We start from the raw sequence: 19,850 nt of genomic DNA, 5'->3' as shown, positions 1-19,850 counted from the left end.
GTTATGAAATATGACATTGGAGCTTAAATTCAGTACGCACCCTCTGCCACTCTTCGCTTTTCTTAAGTGTAGTCCTTTTCGGTAAATGCCGTCAATACGCTTCTCTTTTGCCTTCTTTTTACTGAATGGTGATATGCTCTTTAATTTTTTCAAATGACTTCTCCCCAATTCCTGATACATTTAATAAATCTTCTTTTTTTTGAAATCCCCCTTGTTCTTCACGATAAGCAATGATGGCTTCTGCCTTAGCAGGTCCAATGCCTTGCAGCGTTTGAAGTTCCTCATTTGATGCTGTATTAATATTAACAAGAGCACCTTCGTCCGACTGCTCTATAGCAGCAACAAACGGTGTTGATGGCAGTTCTCCCTCCTTCGGAACGTAAATCACAAGTTCATCTTTCACCTTAGCAGCTAAATTCACTTGTGTTTGGTCAGCATCGTCATGAAATCCCCCTGCCAATTGAATGGCATCTGTGACCCGGTCACCTAGTTTCATTACGTATACTCCAGGTTGCTTCACAGCTCCTTTTACATCTACCATCACTTCATGCTCTTCACGTTCAGATAGCGATGGTTCAAGCGGCTCTTCTTCTTCCGTCTCAAGCATTTGATCCCATTCCCCCGCTGTTGTAGCCGTTTCAACTGGTGAGGGCCGGGTAATGGAAAGAGCTAACAAAAACACAGCCACTAAACTTGCCGCAATCACACTGATAGTTGTTTTAGATATGGTCACCATGCATCTTCCTTTCAGGCAACTTGTATTCATAAACCTATCACTTTTTTCATATTGTGTAGGAGAGAACTTTCCTTTATCTTTTACACCTGTCCGGGATTCCCCTCTGAACATAGACGGAAACGGACAGAAAACACTTATTTACCTCATTATCTTTCAGTGAAAAATGATGAACCACTGGAAGAAATGTCACTTCGTAAAGGAGGGGATGAAACAATGAATATAGGATTTATCGGAACGGGAAATATGGGGAGAATATTAATTGAGGCACTACTTGACTCAAAAGCAGTAGAAGCTCAGCAAGTGACCATTACTAATCGTACGAGTGAAAAAGCATATGCCATAAAAGCACAGCATCCCTTAATCAAGGTTGTGGAATCAGCGAAAGAAGTGGTGCAACATTCAAATATTATCTTTATTTGTGTCAAGCCATTAGATATTCACCCCCTTTTAATACAATTGCAGCATGATTTGCAACCACACCAATGTATCGTGTCCATTACAAGCCCTATTTCCGTTGAGCAACTGGAACGTGCCTGTCAATGCCAGGCTGCACGCATCATACCGAGCATTACGAACCGGGCTTTATCTGGTGTTTCACTCTTTACGTACGGAGAACGTTGCAGCCAAGCATATCAAAAAGTCTTACATGAGATGTTTTCCGCTGTCTCTCATCCTGTTATCATTGATCATTCAATTACGCGAATCGCTTCAGACATTGTCAGCTGCGGACCGGCCTTCTTCAGTTTTTTGCTGCAGCAATTTATTGAAGCAGCAGAGAAAGAAACGAACATTTCAAAAGAAACCGCAACAAATCTTGCGAGCCAAATGATTATCGGAATGGGAAAACTACTGGAGAATGGGGTTTTCACACTGCCTACTTTACAAGAAAAAGTATGTGTCAAAGGCGGAGTGACCGGTGAGGGCATTAAAGTGCTTGAAGCGGAAGTGGGACCATTATTTGAGCATGTATTTCAGCAAACACACGCCAAATATTACGAGGATCTTGAGCAGATTCATCATCAATTTGATACGTGAATGACCATTTTACATTTTTGACATGCATCGACGATTTTCCTGCTACCTTTTCTTTTTTTACATGAAAAACCGCCTGAAAAAAATCAGGCGGTTTTCTCACATTATGTGCGTTTTACAGCTGAAAAAAATAATCGTTCGCTCGTAGTTGAGGGGTGTTCACTGGAAAAATCAGCCGTTATGCGTATCTCCTCAAACCCCGCTGCCCGAAGCCATTGTTTATACGTCTCAGCCGGAAATGTCCGCTGTCGATGCGATTCTTCAAACCGTTCATATCGACCTGTTTCATCTTGGACAAAAAACGTTAATTCATGTTCGACAGCATGCTCTTGTTCTCCGGAAAAACATTCCCAAATATACGATACATCTTCTCCTGTGTAGGCAAATGTTTCTTCTGCAAACACTTCATCCATTTTATAAAGAGAGTGAACATCAAATAAAAACAGTCCACCTTGTTTTAAATGCTGAAAAACAGCTGAAAAAGTTTGTTGCACTTCTTCAGCAGACTGTAAATAATTTAACGAGTCACAAAAAATGCCGACGCAATCAAACGTCTTTCCTAACTCAAGCTCTGTCATATTTTGCTGGAATAAAGGAATAGACAAACCTGCTTGCTCCGCTTTTTCACGAGCAATCATCAACATATCATCAGATAAATCGATTCCAGTCACTTCGTATCCTTTTTGCGCTAAACGAACCGCAATTTGCCCCGTTCCGCAGGCTACATCCAGTATGTCAGGTTGGTTAATCCCAGCTCGATGAAGCTCGTTTTGAATATAGGCTGCCCATTGATCATACGGAACATCTTGCATTAATTGATCATATACATAGGCAAATTGGCCATAACTCATGAATGAAGCACTTCTTCAATATTCACTTCAGGCGCATCTCCCCATAGTCTTTCAAGATTATAGTACGAACGCTCATCCTTATGGAAAACGTGGGCAATAACATCCCCAAGGTCTACTAATATCCAGCGTGCTTCATCAAAGCCTTCCAATCGTTTCACGTCAACGTTGTTCTCATTTGCACGCTCTTTAATTTCACGAGCAATTGCTTGCACCTGCTTATCTGAATTCCCGTGGCAAATGACGAAATAATCCGCAATTAATGAGATCCCTTTCATATTTAATACAATCATATCATCTGCTCTTTTGTCATCTGCTGCCTGAACGGCCATTGATAATAATTTACGTTCTTCCATTTGTTTACCTCCTGCAACTAAGCTGTTGTATGTAAAAATTGTGTCCGGATAAACGGCTCGATTTTTTTTCAATAAAAATGATATCGTGTTCGTTAACGTTTGAAGTAGGGCTTTATCTAAATCTTGCTTTGCCAAGTCCCGAACCTCTTCTACCCCTGGAAAAGCCCTTCCTGGTTCGATATAGTCTGCTACATAGACAATTTTCTCTAAAAGTGTCATGCGAGGTCGTCCCGATGTATGGTAGCGAATTGCATTTAACACCTCTGAATCTGTGATGCCCACTTCTTTTTCCACTAAATATGCTCCAACAGGGGCGTGCCATAATTCAGTATTATGTGTGAGAAGATTCGACGGCATACGTTGTTCCTGAATAATTTTCTTCATTTCTTCCTTTGAGCGAAACTTCGCGTAATCATGAAAGATGGCTGCTAATTCCGCTTTTTTCTCATCCGCTCCGTATTGCTTGGCCAGTTCGACGGCTGTTTCCATGACACCGACAGTATGAATATACCGGTGGTCAGTCAACTGTTCTTTCACAATGGCTAGCGCTTTCTCACGATTCATATAAACGATTCTCCTCTATATAGGTTTTCACATTATCAGGAACTAAATAGCGGATCGTTTTTTCTTCCTTTATTTTCTTTCGAATGATGGAAGAAGATAAATCAACCGCCGGAGCCTCTACTTGTAAAATTGGATATGGAGACTGTGTATGGTAGCCCGGGCGGTTCACACCGACAAACTGAACCAAATTCAGCAGTTCTTCAATGCGGTGCCACTGGGCTAGACTTTCAATCATATCGGCTCCAATAATAAAATAAAAAGCTATCTTTGGATATTGTTCCCGTAAAAGCATCATCGTGTCATATGTATAGGAGGTGCCTTTCCTTTCATATTCAATGGCTTGAACACGAAAGGAAGGCTGACCTTCTATCGCCTTCTCAATCATTTTTAAGCGATGAAGCGGATTTGTTGTCTCATCATTTTCTTTATGTGGAGGCACATACACAGGCATAAACCAAATCTCGTCAAGCAGTAAAGCATCTTTTACTTCATTGGCCATAATGAGGTGCCCTATATGTGGCGGATTAAATGTACCGCCCAAAATACCGACTTTCTTCAAGAATTTCTGCCTCCTTTTATAAATTAGCGAGGAAGAACAATCTGTTTGTTCTCTTTTGACTCCTTGTATAAGATAATGGTATTGCCAATAACTTGTACAAGCTTAGCCTTAGCCCCTTTTGTCAACTCTGCCGCAATTGTATCACGGTCTTCATCACAGTTTTGCAAAATGCTCACTTTAATCAGTTCACGAACCTCAAGCGCGTCCGCAATTTGCTTCACCATGTTTTCATTCACACCGCCTTTTCCTACTTGGAAAATAGGTGTAAGATGATGAGCCTTTGCGCGTAAAAAACGTTTTTGTTTACCAGTTAACATTGTTTTCCTCCAGTTTGCTCTTTTGTTTTATTTCTCAGTTGTTTTAATACGATTTCTTCCATAGCCTCGATGTCTGGGCGGACGGCTGTCCATTTTTCAAAAGCGAGTGCCCCTTGCATGACAAACATCCCGATTCCGTTATGAACAATGCCCCCATTACTAGCAGCATCCTTCAACAACTTTGTTTCAAGAGGATTGTAAATAATGTCGCTAACGAGCGCTCCTTCTTTCATTCCATGAAGTCGCAATGGAGATTCGTCTATATGTGGATACATGCCTACAGAAGTAGTGTTGATGATAACATCGTACGTAGCAATCGCTTCTTGTGCTTCTTCAATGGACAAAGCTGCCGATGCAGTAGACGCTGCATTATCCAGCATTAATTGCTCGGCTTTAGCAACGGTTCGATTACAAATATCAACCCGCTCAGGAGCTTGTTGATGAGCTAATAACGTAAAATAAATTGCCTTTGCCGCTCCTCCAGCCCCAATGATTAACACTTTGCACGTTTCTAGTTCTTTTCCTTGAAGGGCGTGAAGCAGCGATGTAACATACCCTTCTCCATCTGTATTATATCCAATTAAACGCCCATTTTCATTGACAACGGTATTGACGGCACCAATCTGCTGCGCCAACGGATCGATTTCATCCAAATGTTCCATTATTTTGATCTTATAAGGAATGGTAACGTTGAACCCCTCAACTTTTAGCGCCTTTAATCCATCGATCGCCGTCTGGAACTGATCAGGAGAGATTTCAAACGCATGATAATACCCTTCCAGTTTTAAACGCTTGAAAGCATCATTATGCATAATCGGCGACATAGAATGTCCAATCGGATACCCAATAACTCCATACAGCTTTTTCACCAACCGCTCCCCCTCATGGAATGTCTTTTTTCTATTGTCCACACAGAGAAAGAGGGATTTTTAACGATTGCTTCCCCGTTTGACTCTTCTCCCTCTTTCAACTGTGACGATATTCTTCAACGATATAAAAATCCGCAACTTGTGCGCAACGTCTTTAAATAAGAGAAGCTCTTAAAAAGACGCCGACCCCTTTTGGTGCATAGGCAATAACCTTTGCTCCAGGCTCGTTAACGGTTACCCAACCAAGTCCTGAAAACACAATATCAGTTTTCGCTTCTTTAATGACAAATTGATGGGCCTCTAGCTCCGGAAACTCATCCATTTGCTCTCGTCTTGGAGGTTGCAACAACTCTCCTGCATGATTACGATACAGTTCGTCTGCTTTTTCCATCTTTGTACGGTGAATCATTAAATCATTGGAAAGATAACAAGTTAAACTTCTTCTTCCTCCACTCACATAGTCAAGACGTGCCAATCCACCGAAAAATAACGTTTGTTCTTCATTTAATTGGTACACTTTCGGCTTAATCTCTTTTTTCGGCGAAATAATTTTTAAATCGCGCTTATCTACAAAGTGTGCCATTTGATGATGGTTAATAATACCTGGCGTATCATACAAAACAGCGTCTCCATCAAGTGGTATTCCAATTAAATCAAGCGTCGTTCCAGGATATTGAGAAGTGGTCACGACATCCTGCTCCCCGCTGAATTCTTTAATTAACGTATTGATAAACGTTGATTTTCCTACGTTCGTACATCCTACAATGTATACATCTTTACCGAAGCGGTAAGCCTCAATAGCTGCTGCCAGCTCTTTAATACCTTGTCCTTTAGCTGCACTAATTAAATGGACATCCATCGGCTTTAATCCAAGTTCTTTCGCTTCTTTTTTCATCCAGTTAATTAATCGGTTTTGCTTCACAGACTTCGGAAGCAAGTCCACTTTATTTCCAACTAAAATGACATTGTTGTTTCCAACGAAGCGGTGCAACCCAGGGAGCCAGCTCCCATTAAAGTCAAAAATATCGACAATTTTCACAACCAGTGCATCGGATTGTCCAATTCCATTCAAAATTTTCAAGAAATCATCGTCCGTTAACGAAACATCTTGAATTTCATTATAATGCTTTAAACGAAAACAACGTTGACAAATAATCACTTCTTTTTCTAATGCTGATGGCGGAGTATACCCAAGCTCATTTGGCTTTTCCGTTTGCAGAGCCACTCCGCACCCTACGCATTGCAGTATTTGTTCACTCACGAATTTACTCCTCCCAATTTATCATGCCTTTTTTCTTCATCCAATTTAAAATGTGACGCTCCATTTTGCGATTGAATCGGGTGAAAAAGCCGTCTGTTTGCGCAACAGGTACGACTAAAATGGTATAAAGACCAAGACGGTTTCCACCAAGAACGTCTGTTAAAAGCTGATCACCAATCACGACAATTTCGTCATTTTGGACCTTCATCAAGCTCAGTGCTTTTCGAAACGCTTGCCCCATCGGCTTTCTTGCTTGAAAGATAAAGGGAATCCCTAAAGGGTCTGAAAACAGCTTAACTCTTTTCTCCACGTTATTCGAAACAATTGTTACTTGAATGCCGTGTTCTTGCATGTCTTTAAACCATTCCATTAGCTGAGGAGTTGCATTTGGACGGTCCCATTCGACTAAAGTGTTGTCAAGGTCCGTGATGATCCCTTTTACTCCTCTTTCCTTTAACATTTGCGGCGTAATATGAAAAATGCTTTTTACATGTTCATTTGGCAAAAAAAGTTTTAACACGTATGTCACACCTCTATTAATAAAATAGCGTTCCTCCGCCTTTAATATAGTCACAGGCGGAATAAATACACAATAAACAATTATAACGCTAGTTCTTCATTTTCCAACAAAAAACTTGTTAAAACGACCTGTATTTCTTCACAAACAAAGGAAAAACGTCCAACCTCTGAAAAAAGAGTAGTTTTTTGACGTTTAATGCAAATATTTCGACAAGCTCCTCGCTGCGCCCTGCTGTGGATAACTTTATACACATTTTACCAAGCGACTTTCAACAATTAATGGTAATTATAAACAAATTACCCACAAATTATCCACTACTCATTGTGGATAAGAGAACGGTTGTTCCATTTTTCATTTCATGGTAGATTATGGTTACCAACTATCCATCTTATGATTTTTCGGATACTAATAGAACACCTATTTATGAACCATAAAAAATATCGGAGGTGAAGGCCTTTTACTAAATGTAGATAAAAAAGGTAAAATAGAGACTCCCCGCTATTTCGACCTGTATTTTTACCTACCTTTAAAAGGCAAATGTATGCAAAAACTATCTGACAAGCTCCTAATTGAATCTTATTTAAAAGCTACCGAGTTGCAGCTAAGCCCTGAGTTTATTGAATTAATTGAACAAGAAATGAAAAGAAGATCTCTAAGCTTAAAAGTAAAGTTATCTTCTTAAATTGGTCTTTGCTTATCGGCATAAACCGATAAGCTGACCAACCTGAACAGCGTGACCTCTTTTAATACTTGATTCAACTGTAAACGTATCTTTTTCAAATAGCAGAACAACCGTAGAACCAAACGTAAAATATGCCATCTCTGCGCCCTTTGTAACGGTATCACCATCATGCGTTCTTTCAATACTGTTGACATACATGGCACCGACCTTCACCATCAATACATGTCCATTGCTATGCTGGATTTCAGTTAGTTTCCGATAATTTTTAACGAGCGGATCTTTGCCATATTTCAATCCCCATTTGTTAACCGGATATGATGATTTCCCTAAAGTCCACATGTTTGTAATTTTTCCGTTTACTGGACTATGAATACGATGATAATCGCTCGGACTCAAGTATAGAATCATAAATTGGCCTTCAATGTACTTTTCAAGTCGCTCATCGTCGCTCACCATTTCCTGAATGGAGTACATTTTCCCTTTAACTTCAATCTGTTTTGTCGGTTGAACAAAGCCATAATCTTCAACGACCGCATCTACCGGGCTCACGACTCCACCCGGCGTCTGTTCAATTGGACGGACGCCTTCTTTTAATTCCCTCGTAAACAGTTCATGCAGCGTTTTATACGAGGAAAGGGGATTTATCATTTCTGCTTGATTAATTTTATAGACACGAGCATATGATGATATTAGCGATGAACTTGCACGGGACGTTGAAAACTTTTGCAGCCATCTCGAAAAGAGGGCATGGTTCGTTAACTCAATAAAAATTTGATAAATGCGTTCAAACAAGAAAGTTGACCTCCAATTATTTAATAGCCCTTTACTAACTTAGGCTTTACGTCTACAATAAGTATACGTCTGAAAATAGGTGCATCCCATTCTCTGCAAAGGAGTGAAGAGAATGTTTTTATTAGAATACTTAGACCATACAGTCAAAAAGATTAAAGCACAGGCAGCAAATGCGTTAACTTTATTAAATCTAAGTCTAGGGGCTTTCGCAATTCTTTTTGTACTAAAAGACAACCTTAAATTGAGCGTTTTATTAATCTTTTTAGCGGCTTTAGCCGATCGCTTTGATGGGATGACAGCGAGAAGGTTAAACATTGAATCAGAATTAGGCAAACAGCTCGATTCCATGTGTGACATTATATCATTTGGTATCGCTCCAGCCTTACTTCTCTATGAGGGCATCCTAATTGAATACGGAGCACCAGGAGCATTATTTACCATTTTGTATATTGCTTGCGGTGCACTAAGATTAGCACGATTTAATATTTCAGAGAACAACGGCTATTTTACCGGTTTGCCTATTACAGCTGCCGGCTGTATCCTCACATTAAGCTATTTAGGCATTCCTTATTTCCCGGAACAGTTTTTCATGTTTTTAATCATTTTTCTAGCCTTTTTAATGGTTAGCACGTTCAAGTTGAAAAAAATATAAAAAGCTCATGGGAAACCATGAGCTTTTTATATTTTAACAGAAATAATTTTGATGGCAATAGAAAGCACGAAATATGACAATCAAAACAGAGAACCTACTCATTGCAACCAGCCATAATATTGTCAAAATTAATGGAAGTCTTAAAAAGTTATACGGAGAGCATAAAGATTAAGCGAAATATGTCGATAAAATGGTAGAGGCAGAACTATCAAAATATGTACTACAGGGTGATTATATGGACAAAACTTCTTTATTTGGAATTCTTTTAGCTCTTATCGGCGTATTTGTCGGAATGGTACTAAAAGGGGTTAGCCCCGCCGCTTTATTAAACATTCCTGCATTGCTCATCATTTTCATTGGTACTGCAGGGGCAGTAACCATCGCTTTTCCATCGCGGGATATTAAAAACGTTCCGAAGCTTTTTGGAATTTTATTCAAAGAAGATAAAACTCCAAAAATTGAAGAGCTAATTCCGCTATTTGTTGATTTAGCAACAGTAGCAAGAAGAGAAGGGTTGCTCGCTCTCGAAAGTAAAATAAATGATATTGAAGATCCTTTTTTGAAGAATGGCTTAAGTTTAGCCGTCGACGGCCAAACACAGGAATTTATTCGCGATGTCATGACGGAAGAAACGACAGTGATGGAAGAACGCCATCAAATCGGTGCTTCTATTTTCACACAGGCCGGTACATACGCTCCTACTCTCGGGGTATTAGGAGCCGTTGTCGGTCTTATTGCAGCCCTGTCGGATATGAGTAATATGGATGCTCTAGGTCATGCCATTTCAGCCGCTTTCGTTGCCACACTATTTGGGATTTTCAGTGGTTACGTTTTATGGCATCCATTTGCAAACAAATTAAAGAGAAAATCAAAATACGAAGCAAAAGTTCGTTATTTAATGATTGAAGGTGTACTATCGATCGTCGAAGGTCAAGCTCCAAATGTAATCGAACGTAAATTAGCTTCCTATTTACCTGTAAATGAGCGTGAAAAATTCTTTAGTGAAGGTGAAAAAACTAATGAGTAAAAAGAAACAGCATAGTCATCACGAAGAACATGTTGATGAATCATGGCTCATTCCTTATGCGGACTTACTGACACTGCTGTTAGCTTTATTCATCGTTTTGTTTTCCATGAGCAGTATTGATGCTGTCAAGTTTAAAGAAATGTCTCGCGCACTGAATTCATCATTTGACGGCGGAACTGGAGTGTTTGACTATCCGAGTGCCATCCCTCCGGAAAATAGCTCTGTTACCTTAAGTAAAGAAGAGGAACAGCAAGAAGCAGCACATGCGGAGAAAAAATATTTACAAGAAATTCAGCAAAAAGTAAATGAATATATTACAAGTCGCGACCTAACCGGAAAACTCAAGACAAGTTTAACCGATGAAGGTCTTCTCATTACCATTTTAGATAACGTCCTGTTCGATTCAGGAATTGCCGAAGTTCGTCCGAACGACCGACAGCTTGCTAAAGAAATTTCGCAACTGCTCGTTATGGACACTCCTAAAAAGGTGATTGTTAGCGGCCATACAGATAACGTTCCCATTCGAAACCGTTATTTTGATTCCAATTGGGATTTAAGTGCGATGCGCGCCGTCAATTTTACAAAAGTACTGTTAGAAAATAAAAACTTGAATCCGGCACTTTTTAGCGCCAAAGGATATGGAGAGTACCAACCGATTGCAGATAACTCCACGGCAGAAGGCAGACTAAAAAATCGTCGCGTAGAAATTTTAATTGTTCCAGACGAAGGAACCGCGCAATAACCGTAATATTTAGCCTATAAATGACCGGGAGCACATTGAAAGACCTGTGAAAGCAGGTCTTTTTTTGTTGTACAGACACGGCCAAGCAAAACAAAACATATGAATAAAGTATGGGTTAAGGTTTGGGATAAGGCGTAGATACAGATAGCGGAGGTGAGGAGATATGTCCGCATTGATTACAGGATTGGGCTATTTAATCAAAGAACTCATTTTCCTGGTTTCCTATGTCAAAAATAATGCTTTTCCACAGCCTCTTTCTTCAAGCGATGAGAAAAAATATTTAATTCTAATGGAACAAGGCGACCAGGAGGCACGAAATTTACTTATTGAACACAACCTGCGACTTGTAGCCCACATCGTCAAAAAATTTGAGAATACAGGCGAAGATCCAGAAGACTTAATTTCCATCGGCACGATTGGCTTAATTAAGGCGATTGAAAGCTACTCTCAAGGGAAAGGGACGAAGCTGGCAACATATGCGGCAAGATGCATTGAAAACGAAATTTTAATGCATTTACGTGCGTTAAAAAAGACAAAAAAAGATGTGTCTCTACATGATCCGATCGGACAGGACAAGGAAGGAAATGAGATTAGCCTCATTGACGTTTTAAAGTCAGAGTCAGATGACGTCATTGATATGATTCAACTCAATATGGAACTAGAAAAGATTAAAGAGTATATTGATATTTTAGATGAACGGGAACGGGAAGTAATTGTAGGGCGATTCGGACTGGACTTACAAAAAGAGAAAACACAGCGAGAAATCGCAAAAGAATTGGGAATTTCCAGAAGCTATGTATCGCGGATTGAAAAAAGAGCGTTAATGAAAATATTTCATGAGTTTTTCCGGGCCGAAAAAGAGAAGAAAATGAAATAAATAGAAGAAAGAGCCGTCATAAACGCTCCAACGTATTCAAGAGGTTTAGACGGTTCTTTTTTTATTGTTTGGCCATTTATCTAAATGAGGTATTTAAATAAAAAATACATTGTTTCGGCTTTGCTTGCATGCGACTTTTCCGTACAACCTACTGGAAACTGTGCTGTTCTTACGCCTCTTCCCGCTTTAGTTCTTCGCGGAGCTTTTTAATTTTATTCACAAAATAAAAGGCTAGTGACAGCAAAAAAACTGTCGTACCTGACATAACCATCAGTTGAATTGGAGCTTTTTCTCCGTTACCAATAATCGTGCCTAAATAGAGGAACGTACTGACAGCGAGTAATATATATATATATCTAGTATAATCAGAAATTCTCATTTGGATGTTTCGTTTTAATTGTTCGTTCATGTGCATCACCCTTATTCAACATGATACTTTTACTGTACCATAAGCTAGCAAGCTATGAATCATGTAAATTCAACCAAAAAAGCTGCGGCAATCGCCTCAGCTTTTTTGGTTGAACTTATTTTCTTCTTACGCTAATGCTGCCTTCAAGTCCTCAATTAAATCTTCCACATCTTCCAAGCCTACAGAAATACGAATTAATCCGTCTGTAATTCCAAGCTCTTCACGACGCTCTTTTGGGATAGACGCATGAGTCATTTTTGCGGGCACCGAAATAAGGCTTTCCACTGCACCAAGACTTTCTGCTAACGTAAAATATTTCACGTTGTTTAACACTTGCTCTACTTTCTCTTCACTGCCTACATCAAATGAAACCATGCCCCCAAATCCACTGCCTTGTTTTTTCGCAATATCATGGTTAGGATGGTTCTCTAACCCCGGATAATAGACTTTGTTCACTTGAGGGTGGCTCACTAAAAATTCAACGATGGCTTTTGTATTTGCTTCATGCTCTTCCATACGCACACCTAATGTTTTGATTCCACGCATTAACAACCATGAGTCTTGAGGGCCGAGAACGCCTCCTGTGGAGTTTTGGACAAAATGCAAATCTTCAGCAAGCTGAGCGGAATTCACTACCGCTAGACCAGCAACAACGTCGCTATGGCCTCCTAAATACTTCGTCGCACTATGAATGACGATATCGGCACCGAATTCAATCGGGGTTTGCCAATACGGTGTACTGAATGTGTTGTCGACAATTGTCAATAAACCGTTCGCTTTCGCAATCGCTGATGCTCCTTCAATATCTGTAACTTTTAATAACGGATTTGTTGGCGTTTCTAAATAGATTGCTCGCGTCGTCGGACGGATTTCTTTTTCGATATTGGAAAGGTCGCTCGTATCAACAAACGTAGATTCAATCCCTAATCGATTTAACACTTTCGTCATGACACGGTACGTACCACCGTAAACATCGTCTGTTAAAATAACATGGTCTCCGCTGTTGAACAGCATCATAACAGCCGTAATAGCTGCCATCCCTGAACCGAAAGCAAAGCCAGCCTCACCGCCTTCAATATCTTTAATTAACTCTTCCAGCGCATGACGTGTCGGATTTCCTGTACGTGAATACTCAAATCCTTTATGACCGCCAACTCCCTCTTGTTTGTACGTGCTTACTTGGTAAATGGGTACCGATACCGCTCCAGTATGTGGATCTCCTGCAATTCCACCATGAATTAACTTTGTTTTCCGTTTCATGTTAAATGCCTCCTTCATATATCTTTTTACTTAAATAACGATCACTGCTATCCGGGAAAATCGTGACAATATTTGTTCCTGCCGGCGCTTTTTCTGCTTCTACTAAAGCTGCATGTAACGCTGCACCTGACGAGCTACCTGCTAAAATTCCTTCTTTTTGGGCCAATTCCTTCACGCGTTTAAACGCATCTTCGTCTAAGATAGTATGGATTCCGTCGAAATAAGCCTCATCCATATACTCCGGTAAAAATTCCATTCCAATTCCTTCTGTCTTATGCGGACCTGGTGCACCACCATTTAAAATAGAGCCTTCCGGTTCGACAATTACCGTTTTAATGGCGGGAATATGCTCTTTCAAATACTTGGCTGTTCCCATAAACGTGCCACCGCTCCCTGCTCCTGCCACAAAGATATGAATTTCTCCATCAAGCTGCTCGTAAAGCTCAGGGCCCAGCGTTTTATAATAAGTAAGCGGATTGGCTGGGTTTCCAAATTGCTGTGGCACATAAGCGTTTGGAATCTCGCTAGCAAGTTCATATGCCTTATTGATTGCCCCTTTAATTCCATCACTTGTTGGTGTATGAACAATCTTGGCTCCAAAAGCTTTCATAATCTCTTGTTTTTCAATACTAAATTTTTCCGGCACACAAAATATTACTTTCATTCCATGCTGAAGGGCCGATAATGCCAAACCAATTCCCGTATTTCCTGCAGTAGGCTCGATAATTGTTCCTCCTGGTGCCAATTTTCCTTGCTCCATCGCATCGCGAATCAATTCTTGGCCAAGACGGTCTTTCACACTACCTCCTGGATTGAAATTCTCCAGTTTTGCAAATAAGCGCACACCTTCGGGCAACGGAAACTTGGTCAGCTCAACGACAGGTGTTTTTCCGATTAATTCATGGATGCTTTTGACAACCTTCACGCTTTCACCCCATCTATGTTCTCGAAACAAAGTAAACACCCTTGTTTACTTTGTTTTTATTTACACTACACTCTATTTAGCATCGTAACGTTAGCTTTTCATAAAAGACCCTCCCCCCTCCTCTATGAAATGGAAAGGGAGAGGGTCTTGTTGTAACTCGTTTATTAAGCTGTTGTTTTCATTTTTTCTACAATGCGCACAACAAGGTTCGTTGAATTGATGGCCGCTGTTTCTAAAAATTGCTCAAATGAAACATTGGATTCTTTCCCTGCAATATCCGATAATGCACGGATAATGACGAAAGGCTTACCGAATTGGTGACATACTTGGGCAACTGCTGCTGCTTCCATCTCAACAGCCTGTAAATCTGTAAATTTCCCGCGCACAAACTCTACACGAGTTGGATCATTCATAAAAGAATCACCTGTTACAATTAATCCTTTTACAACTTGTACATCGGAAATTTCCTTCGCACTTTCTTCAGCGATGTTTACTAAATCCGCTGCTGCATCAAAAGCAGCTGGCATGCCCGGTACTTGCCCGTACTCATAACCAAAAGCTGTTACATCCACATCATGATGGCGAACTTCTGTTGAAATGACAACATCTCCTACGTTTAATGCAGGATTATAACCTCCCGCAGATCCTGTATTAATAACGTAGTCAGGCTGAAATCTTTCTAGTAAAATCGCTGTGGAAAGAGCCGCGTTCACTTTTCCGATACCTGATTTTAATAAAATGACCTCAACTCCGCCTATCGTTCCTTCAGAGTACTCACAACCGGCAACGATTGTTTCTTTTCGATTCTCTAATTTCCCGCGTAAAATGGTGACTTCTTCTTCCATTGCACCGATAATAGCTACTTTCATGCTGGACCCTCTTTCTTTCCATTCGTTATTGTTTCACAGCATTTAACAACCAAACGAAATGATTATAACGGGTAAATGTAACGTTAAACCCATGCTTTTCAAAAATATAGCGAAGCACTGGAATAGTCGTGTAATACTCGCGCTCTAAATCTTCCGCTAAATTATTAAACCCTTGCTGTTTTGCCTGCTCAATGGTGTCTGAAAATGTCTTATCACTCTCAAACATTGTATCAGCAAATATTATTTTACCACCAGCCTGCAGTAACTTTCCATACTTTGCAGCAGCTTCTTCTTTTTCTACATCGGTCAAATGGTGAAACGCATACGTACTAACAATGCTATCGATTTTTTTAGACGGCAAAGGAAAGTTTAAAAAGTCCCCGTCTTCAATTAATACTTGCTCGCCCAACTTCTCAACCGCCAATTCCCTCATCGGTTTTGACGGCTCAATTCCATATACATCCAGCCCTTTTTGAAGGAGCTTTGCTGTTAAATTGCCTGTTCCCACTCCAAATTCCAATACGTGACCAAATGCTTGATCAGCTGTTCCTTGTAAAATGAATTCGTAGTTCGCAAAAACTTCTTTATATTCCTCATCATGGCCATAAACGGAAGAATCATATTGTTCTGCCCAACCCTCAAAGATGTTTAAAAATTCCCGTCCCATGTTCAGCACCCTTTCAATACTTATAATTCCTATCAATATACTATGTTTTAAAAGATGAATTGTCCTTAAAATATCATAAAACGATACCTTTCATCAAGAAAAAAATCTTGGAAACAGACTAAACGATTCCTCTTTGTCTCAAGCACAGAACCTTGTATACTATGTAAGACAGTATTTGCAGAAGAAGGAGTGAAGGAAGTTGCCGTTTCAACTGGATATTTTAGAGGATAAAATTGAAGTCTTTGAAGCAACTGACATTCAAACATTAGAAAAACAAATTAACGAGAAAATAGAGCAAAATAAAGCCATCTTGCTCCACGTTCACAATGTGTCTCACCAAATGTCCATTGATTATGAGCATGGCCGCAAATATTATTCTGCCGTCGTCCACTTCAAACTAAAAAGCACTCTTAAATAACCATAAAAAGAAACGCGTGTGACTCATACGAATCATACGCGTTTCTTTTTATTGTCTCAGTTCTTCTACAACGACTGGCTTCCATCCTTCATTTTCCACCCAATCAATTTGAACTCGATATTTCTGTTGGCTTGTCTTTGATGAGATGGTCGCAACGGCTTTATTTGGCCCCCCATTGTTTCCGATACGCCATACCGTCATGTCATCAGTGCTTACCCCTGTGGCATAACTGACTGCCTGAAGCATCTCGTTCCAGTCGACAGAGCTGGAATCATACGTTGCTGTATGAGGCTCAGATTGCTGTGTGCCAATTGGCTCCCAAGCTGGATTGGTAATAATTCTTGCAGCATCAGAAGAAGGATCAGTATTTTCTTCAATAATCGGCTCTGATTCTTCTGCCATGGCCTCTTCACTTTCTTCTTCTGTTGTCTCCTCTTCAGAAGCTTCTTCCTCCGAAGTCGCTGGTGTTTCTTCTGCTTCTTCATAAATGGACATGCTATCTTCATTATCCTGTTTATTCGTTTCTTGTTCTTGTGATGTTGCCGCTGTACTCGCATTTTCTTGTTTGTCTGATTTGCCAAACATCATTTGTCCGCCGACAAACACAATGAGTACCCCCACTAATACAATCAACACATTATAAACACGATTGACTTTTAACTGCCTTTTTTTATGTCGTTGTTCAAATCGTAATTTTTCCATTTGTACAACTTCCTCCAAATTCTATAATGCTTTATTTTAACATTAGAAGCGATTTCGATGAAGTCTTGACGGATAATTGACGCATAAATGTAACGTTTTTGATACATTTTACCTATTTTTCATTTGATCAATTTCATAAATCTCTTGGACTATATCATAGTACATACTATTTGTAACCGCTTTTTCACTTGTTGTAGACAAATCCACGACAACGAGCGCATATTTAGGAGCAGAAGCCGGAAAATAACCCGCAAACCATTTATTCACTAAATTGTTTTCTTTTCCGCCAAGTTCAGCGGTCCCTGACTTTCCAGCTACTTCATAAGGCAATGATTGAAACCTTCTCCCTGTTCCCTTATCATCTGTTACAACTTGGCGCAATACCTTTTGAAGTTGAAGAGCCGTATATGGTTCAATCTGTTCAGCCTTTACCTTTTGGTTAGAAAATTCATATAATGAAGCGCCGTTTTTATATTGAATCTCATTGACTGCTTTGACTGTATATCTTTCGCCACCTCTTGCAATGGAAGCCATCATGTTCGCAACAGCGAGCGGCGTTACTTTAACATCCTTTTGCCCTATCGCTGTTTGACTTACTTCTTTCCAATAGCGCTGGTTGCTTTCGGTGCTCCACACCACTCCAAGCTTCTCTTCTTTCAATTGCCGAAAGTGCTCAAAATGAAACACATCTCCATACCATCCGGTCAAATCAATTAAGCCTAGCTTTTCGGCATACGTTTGTAACACTTTAACGTCTTTTTCCATCATTTCGTTCGCCAGTTCTCCAAATGTATAGTTACAACTTTGCGCAAAGCTCTCTTCAAACGTCAATAATCCCATTTGTGCGTCCTGTTCTAACTTCTCTTGATAAATGTCTAAATCACAATCAAATAATCGTCCGTAAATATCTCCTTTTTCTTCAATCGCTGCCGCAGCGACAACCGTTTTAAAAATTGATCCTGGTACTTGAGGTGTAAGCATGCGGTTTTCAATTCCTTTTTGCTCGTCGTACGGATTAGCACGATTAATATCAGGTTTGCTGACCATTGCCAGCAGCTCATTCGTTTCTACATCAAGCAAGACAACTCCGCCTTGTTTTAACGCATATTTTTCAGCCATTTCTTCCGTCATCTTTTGCATCTGCTCATCGATAGTTGTTTGTACATTAACTGGATAGAAAGGGTTGGCTGTTCCTGTATACTTCACATTAAGTCCAAATAAAGGACCACCGAAACGATCGACATGATAAAGTAGCTTCGATTCTTGTTCCGGAAGCAAAAATTCATCAAATGAAGATTGCAATCCTGTAATACCAACAGGAGTATGAACAGACAAATCACCTTTTTGTACTGCGTCTCCATATTTTTGCTCAATCAATTGCTCGTTTTGTCTTACGACACCGACAAGATGATAAGCAAGAGGTAGCGAATGCGTTTCCTGCAAAGAGACCGCAAACACCCCTGGATATTGCAAATCATTAATTTTCTTCATCTCCAAAACAGTCAGCTCTTTGTCGATAATGACAGGTTGTTTTTGATCGTTTAATTCGCCAATCAACTGAGAAGCAGAAATATTCATAATGGCTGCGATGTCGTTCACAGGCCACTCCATGTTTTCAAGAAAAGGAAACAGCACTAATCGATTTTTCAATTCATATGTAAGTGGTTCTCCATTCCGCGACATGAACTTCCCACGGCCATCATCAATCGTCATTTCCTGTGTTCGTTGTTTTACACTTGCTTCAATTAAATTCACATTTTTTTTAGAGAAAGATTCGGTACTAATCAACTGAATGTGCGCCAATCTCCCAATTAAAATAAAGATGAGACTCATAACCACCGCAAGCAATATATAAAAACGCTTTGTATTTTTCATAAAAAAACACCTCGTTACAATTGTCGACGAGGTGTTTCTGTTTAAATCATGAAATTGAAATTTTTTTAAAAGCAGACATAGTACTGATGCCTGCTCTCACTAACAAATAAAACGGTAATTTTTTACCGACGGTTACTTTTAGCTTACAGAAACGATACGAACGTTCATTTCGCCGCCTGGTGTTTGAACAACCACTTCATCCCCTACTTGCTTGCCCATTAAGCTTTTAGCAATTGGAGAATCGTTTGAAATTTTTCCTTCGAACGGATCTGCTTCTGCACTTCCGACAATCGTATACGTTTCTTCTTCGCCATCTGGCAACTCTACAAATGTAACCGATTTCCCTAAAGAGACTGTTGTTGAGTTGTCTGCATCTTCTTGAATGATTTTCGCATTGCGAATCATGTTTTCAAGCGTCGTGATGCGTCCCTCTACGAAAGCTTGTTCTTCTTTCGCTGAATCGTATTCGGAGTTCTCCGATAAATCACCAAAGCTTCGTGCGATTTTAATACGCTCGACTACTTCTTTACGTTTCACCGATTTCAATTGTTCAAGTTCTTGCTCTAACTTTTCTTTTCCTGCTTGTGTCATTGGAAACACTTTTTCTTGTGCCATAGCCCTTCACTCCTTCTCATTTTAAAAGCCATCTCTAACATGCTGGTTCTCTTTATGTATAAATGACAGAAAACTTGCAGATGTTGACTGAAATAGACGGTATCATGCAACTGTGTATAAAGCATGATATGTTGAATCAGCTTGATGACGCTATGCATCATCAAGCTGGACTGTCAATGTCGTATTCTTTATAATTTGTGTTTCTTCTGAAAAGAATATGAATATGTGACAAACAATTTTTCAAAATTTTTTCCAAATAAATTCCGTCATCTCTGA

The 19,850-nt window shown here is 39.8% G+C and carries 24 protein-coding genes and 1 pseudogene; 7 read left to right on the top strand and 18 right to left on the bottom strand.

Features of this window, described 5'->3' with window-relative positions; genetic code table 11:
- Positions 1–118: 118 nt before the first annotated feature.
- The gene (locus tag ACXAEO_RS02970) at positions 119–733 is read right to left on the bottom strand and encodes a helix-hairpin-helix domain-containing protein (protein ID WP_474877795.1); all 615 of its coding nucleotides are present in this window, start codon (positions 731–733) and stop codon (positions 119–121) included.
- A gap of 216 nt (positions 734–949) precedes the next feature.
- Here ACXAEO_RS02970 and comER point away from each other — a divergent pair, with 216 nt between their 5' ends.
- Positions 950–1,771 (top strand): late competence protein ComER, encoded by an 822-nt coding sequence (gene comER, locus ACXAEO_RS02965; RefSeq protein WP_474877792.1) that lies wholly within the window; start codon positions 950–952, stop codon positions 1,769–1,771.
- Between the two features lie 101 nt (positions 1,772–1,872).
- Here comER and ACXAEO_RS02960 read toward each other — a convergent pair whose 3' ends face one another.
- The 8 genes and pseudogenes from ACXAEO_RS02960 to ACXAEO_RS02925 form a co-directional block, all read right to left on the bottom strand.
- Positions 1,873–2,619, bottom strand: coding sequence for a class I SAM-dependent DNA methyltransferase (locus tag ACXAEO_RS02960; RefSeq protein WP_474877790.1), 747 nt, complete (start codon positions 2,617–2,619; stop codon positions 1,873–1,875).
- Entirely contained in the window at positions 2,616–2,948 is a 333-nt protein-coding gene (gene rsfS / locus ACXAEO_RS02955; protein WP_474883928.1) for a ribosome silencing factor, read from the bottom strand. Before rsfS ends, ACXAEO_RS02960 begins: the two co-directional genes overlap by 4 nt.
- A gap of 33 nt (positions 2,949–2,981) precedes the next feature.
- Positions 2,982–3,536, bottom strand: a pseudogene (gene yqeK, locus ACXAEO_RS02950) (bis(5'-nucleosyl)-tetraphosphatase (symmetrical) YqeK); the annotation flags it as partial.
- Positions 3,526–4,095, bottom strand: a complete 570-nt coding sequence (locus tag ACXAEO_RS02945) for a nicotinate-nucleotide adenylyltransferase (protein ID WP_474877786.1) — start codon at positions 4,093–4,095, stop codon at positions 3,526–3,528. The pseudogene yqeK and the gene ACXAEO_RS02945, both read right to left, overlap by 11 nt.
- Positions 4,096–4,118: 23 nt before the next feature.
- Positions 4,119–4,412: a ribosome assembly RNA-binding protein YhbY gene (gene yhbY / locus ACXAEO_RS02940; protein ID WP_474877784.1), complete on the bottom strand. Its 294-nt coding sequence runs from the start codon at positions 4,410–4,412 to the stop codon at positions 4,119–4,121.
- Positions 4,406–5,281 (bottom strand): shikimate dehydrogenase, encoded by an 876-nt coding sequence (gene aroE, locus ACXAEO_RS02935; protein WP_474877782.1) that lies wholly within the window; start codon positions 5,279–5,281, stop codon positions 4,406–4,408. Before aroE ends, yhbY begins: the two co-directional genes overlap by 7 nt.
- Positions 5,282–5,435: 154 nt before the next feature.
- A complete protein-coding gene (gene yqeH / locus ACXAEO_RS02930; RefSeq protein WP_474877780.1) occupies positions 5,436–6,542 on the bottom strand; it encodes a ribosome biogenesis GTPase YqeH in 1,107 nt (368 codons plus the stop codon).
- Positions 6,543–6,546: 4 nt separating this feature from the next.
- Positions 6,547–7,062, bottom strand: coding sequence for a YqeG family HAD IIIA-type phosphatase (locus ACXAEO_RS02925; protein WP_474877778.1), 516 nt, complete (start codon positions 7,060–7,062; stop codon positions 6,547–6,549).
- A gap of 541 nt (positions 7,063–7,603) precedes the next feature.
- Between ACXAEO_RS02925 and ACXAEO_RS02920 the strand changes: the two genes are divergently transcribed.
- Positions 7,604–7,744: a sporulation histidine kinase inhibitor Sda gene (locus ACXAEO_RS02920; RefSeq protein ID WP_474877776.1), complete on the top strand. Its 141-nt coding sequence runs from the start codon at positions 7,604–7,606 to the stop codon at positions 7,742–7,744.
- A gap of 12 nt (positions 7,745–7,756) precedes the next feature.
- Here ACXAEO_RS02920 and ACXAEO_RS02915 read toward each other — a convergent pair whose 3' ends face one another.
- On the bottom strand, positions 7,757–8,536 hold the full coding sequence (locus tag ACXAEO_RS02915) for a phosphatidylserine decarboxylase (protein ID WP_474877772.1): 780 nt from the start codon (positions 8,534–8,536) through the stop codon (positions 7,757–7,759).
- A gap of 112 nt (positions 8,537–8,648) precedes the next feature.
- Between ACXAEO_RS02915 and pssA the strand changes: the two genes are divergently transcribed.
- From pssA to sigK, 4 genes are all read left to right on the top strand, one after another.
- Complete coding sequence (pssA, locus tag ACXAEO_RS02910) at positions 8,649–9,188, top strand: CDP-diacylglycerol--serine O-phosphatidyltransferase (RefSeq protein ID WP_474877769.1); 540 nt, start codon at positions 8,649–8,651, stop codon at positions 9,186–9,188.
- Between the two features lie 235 nt (positions 9,189–9,423).
- Positions 9,424–10,215 (top strand): flagellar motor stator protein MotA, encoded by a 792-nt coding sequence (gene motA / locus ACXAEO_RS02905; protein WP_474877765.1) that lies wholly within the window; start codon positions 9,424–9,426, stop codon positions 10,213–10,215.
- Positions 10,208–10,957: a flagellar motor protein MotB gene (gene motB / locus ACXAEO_RS02900; RefSeq protein ID WP_474877763.1), complete on the top strand. Its 750-nt coding sequence runs from the start codon at positions 10,208–10,210 to the stop codon at positions 10,955–10,957. Before motA ends, motB begins: the two co-directional genes overlap by 8 nt.
- A 163-nt stretch (positions 10,958–11,120) precedes the next feature.
- Positions 11,121–11,834, top strand: coding sequence for an RNA polymerase sporulation sigma factor SigK (gene sigK / locus ACXAEO_RS02895; protein WP_474877760.1), 714 nt, complete (start codon positions 11,121–11,123; stop codon positions 11,832–11,834).
- Between the two features lie 169 nt (positions 11,835–12,003).
- Here sigK and ACXAEO_RS02890 read toward each other — a convergent pair whose 3' ends face one another.
- The 5 genes from ACXAEO_RS02890 to ACXAEO_RS02870 form a co-directional block, all read right to left on the bottom strand.
- Positions 12,004–12,243 carry a YrhC family protein gene (locus ACXAEO_RS02890; RefSeq protein ID WP_474877757.1) on the bottom strand — a complete coding sequence of 80 codons (240 nt, stop codon included), beginning with the start codon at positions 12,241–12,243 and terminating at the stop codon, positions 12,004–12,006.
- Between the two features lie 126 nt (positions 12,244–12,369).
- Positions 12,370–13,503, bottom strand: coding sequence for a bifunctional cystathionine gamma-lyase/homocysteine desulfhydrase (locus ACXAEO_RS02885; RefSeq protein WP_474877755.1), 1,134 nt, complete (start codon positions 13,501–13,503; stop codon positions 12,370–12,372).
- 1 nt (position 13,504) lies between these two features.
- A complete protein-coding gene (locus ACXAEO_RS02880; protein WP_474877752.1) occupies positions 13,505–14,428 on the bottom strand; it encodes a PLP-dependent cysteine synthase family protein in 924 nt (307 codons plus the stop codon).
- 164 nt (positions 14,429–14,592) lie between these two features.
- Positions 14,593–15,297: a 5'-methylthioadenosine/S-adenosylhomocysteine nucleosidase gene (mtnN, locus tag ACXAEO_RS02875; RefSeq protein WP_474877749.1), complete on the bottom strand. Its 705-nt coding sequence runs from the start codon at positions 15,295–15,297 to the stop codon at positions 14,593–14,595.
- A 25-nt stretch (positions 15,298–15,322) separates the two neighbouring features.
- Positions 15,323–15,964, bottom strand: coding sequence for a class I SAM-dependent methyltransferase (locus ACXAEO_RS02870; RefSeq protein WP_474877748.1), 642 nt, complete (start codon positions 15,962–15,964; stop codon positions 15,323–15,325).
- Between the two features lie 199 nt (positions 15,965–16,163).
- On the opposite strand from ACXAEO_RS02870, the gene ACXAEO_RS02865 reads away from it, so the two are divergent.
- Entirely contained in the window at positions 16,164–16,382 is a 219-nt protein-coding gene (locus ACXAEO_RS02865; RefSeq protein ID WP_474877746.1) for a DUF2536 family protein, read from the top strand.
- Positions 16,383–16,430: 48 nt separating this feature from the next.
- Here the strand turns inward: ACXAEO_RS02865 and ACXAEO_RS02860 are convergent, their stop codons facing one another.
- From ACXAEO_RS02860 to greA, 3 genes are all read right to left on the bottom strand, one after another.
- Positions 16,431–17,084, bottom strand: coding sequence for a YrrS family protein (locus ACXAEO_RS02860; protein ID WP_474877743.1), 654 nt, complete (start codon positions 17,082–17,084; stop codon positions 16,431–16,433).
- A gap of 108 nt (positions 17,085–17,192) precedes the next feature.
- Positions 17,193–18,959, bottom strand: coding sequence for a peptidoglycan D,D-transpeptidase FtsI family protein (locus ACXAEO_RS02855; protein ID WP_474877741.1), 1,767 nt, complete (start codon positions 18,957–18,959; stop codon positions 17,193–17,195).
- 138 nt (positions 18,960–19,097) lie between these two features.
- Positions 19,098–19,574 (bottom strand): transcription elongation factor GreA, encoded by a 477-nt coding sequence (gene greA, locus ACXAEO_RS02850; RefSeq protein ID WP_474877739.1) that lies wholly within the window; start codon positions 19,572–19,574, stop codon positions 19,098–19,100.
- Between the last annotated feature and the right edge of the window lie 276 nt (positions 19,575–19,850).

It is taken from the genome of Bacillus sp. ABA4_010 (assembly GCF_056159105.1).
The sequence above is the reverse complement of the archived record's forward strand: the minus strand, read 5'-3'. Positions and strand labels throughout refer to the sequence as shown.

Bases quoted from the DNA above. Each gene is read 5' to 3' on its own strand.
- comER (WP_474877792.1), top strand. From the start codon at position 950: ATGAATATAGGATTTATCGGAACGGGAAATATGGGGAGAATATTAATT.
- ACXAEO_RS02960 (WP_474877790.1), bottom strand. From the start codon at position 2,619: ATGAGTTATGGCCAATTTGCCTATGTATATGATCAATTAATGCAAGAT.
- rsfS (WP_474883928.1), bottom strand. From the start codon at position 2,948: ATGGCCGTTCAGGCAGCAGATGACAAAAGAGCAGATGATATGATTGTA.
- yhbY (WP_474877784.1), bottom strand. From the start codon at position 4,412: ATGTTAACTGGTAAACAAAAACGTTTTTTACGCGCAAAGGCTCATCAT.
- ACXAEO_RS02920 (WP_474877776.1), top strand. From the start codon at position 7,604: ATGCAAAAACTATCTGACAAGCTCCTAATTGAATCTTATTTAAAAGCT.
- pssA (WP_474877769.1), top strand. From the start codon at position 8,649: ATGTTTTTATTAGAATACTTAGACCATACAGTCAAAAAGATTAAAGCA.
- motA (WP_474877765.1), top strand. From the start codon at position 9,424: ATGGACAAAACTTCTTTATTTGGAATTCTTTTAGCTCTTATCGGCGTA.
- motB (WP_474877763.1), top strand. From the start codon at position 10,208: ATGAGTAAAAAGAAACAGCATAGTCATCACGAAGAACATGTTGATGAA.
- sigK (WP_474877760.1), top strand. From the start codon at position 11,121: ATGTCCGCATTGATTACAGGATTGGGCTATTTAATCAAAGAACTCATT.
- ACXAEO_RS02890 (WP_474877757.1), bottom strand. From the start codon at position 12,243: ATGAACGAACAATTAAAACGAAACATCCAAATGAGAATTTCTGATTAT.
- ACXAEO_RS02885 (WP_474877755.1), bottom strand. From the start codon at position 13,503: ATGAAACGGAAAACAAAGTTAATTCATGGTGGAATTGCAGGAGATCCA.
- mtnN (WP_474877749.1), bottom strand. From the start codon at position 15,297: ATGAAAGTAGCTATTATCGGTGCAATGGAAGAAGAAGTCACCATTTTA.
- ACXAEO_RS02870 (WP_474877748.1), bottom strand. From the start codon at position 15,964: ATGGGACGGGAATTTTTAAACATCTTTGAGGGTTGGGCAGAACAATAT.
- ACXAEO_RS02860 (WP_474877743.1), bottom strand. From the start codon at position 17,084: ATGGAAAAATTACGATTTGAACAACGACATAAAAAAAGGCAGTTAAAA.
- ACXAEO_RS02855 (WP_474877741.1), bottom strand. From the start codon at position 18,959: ATGAAAAATACAAAGCGTTTTTATATATTGCTTGCGGTGGTTATGAGT.
- greA (WP_474877739.1), bottom strand. From the start codon at position 19,574: ATGGCACAAGAAAAAGTGTTTCCAATGACACAAGCAGGAAAAGAAAAG.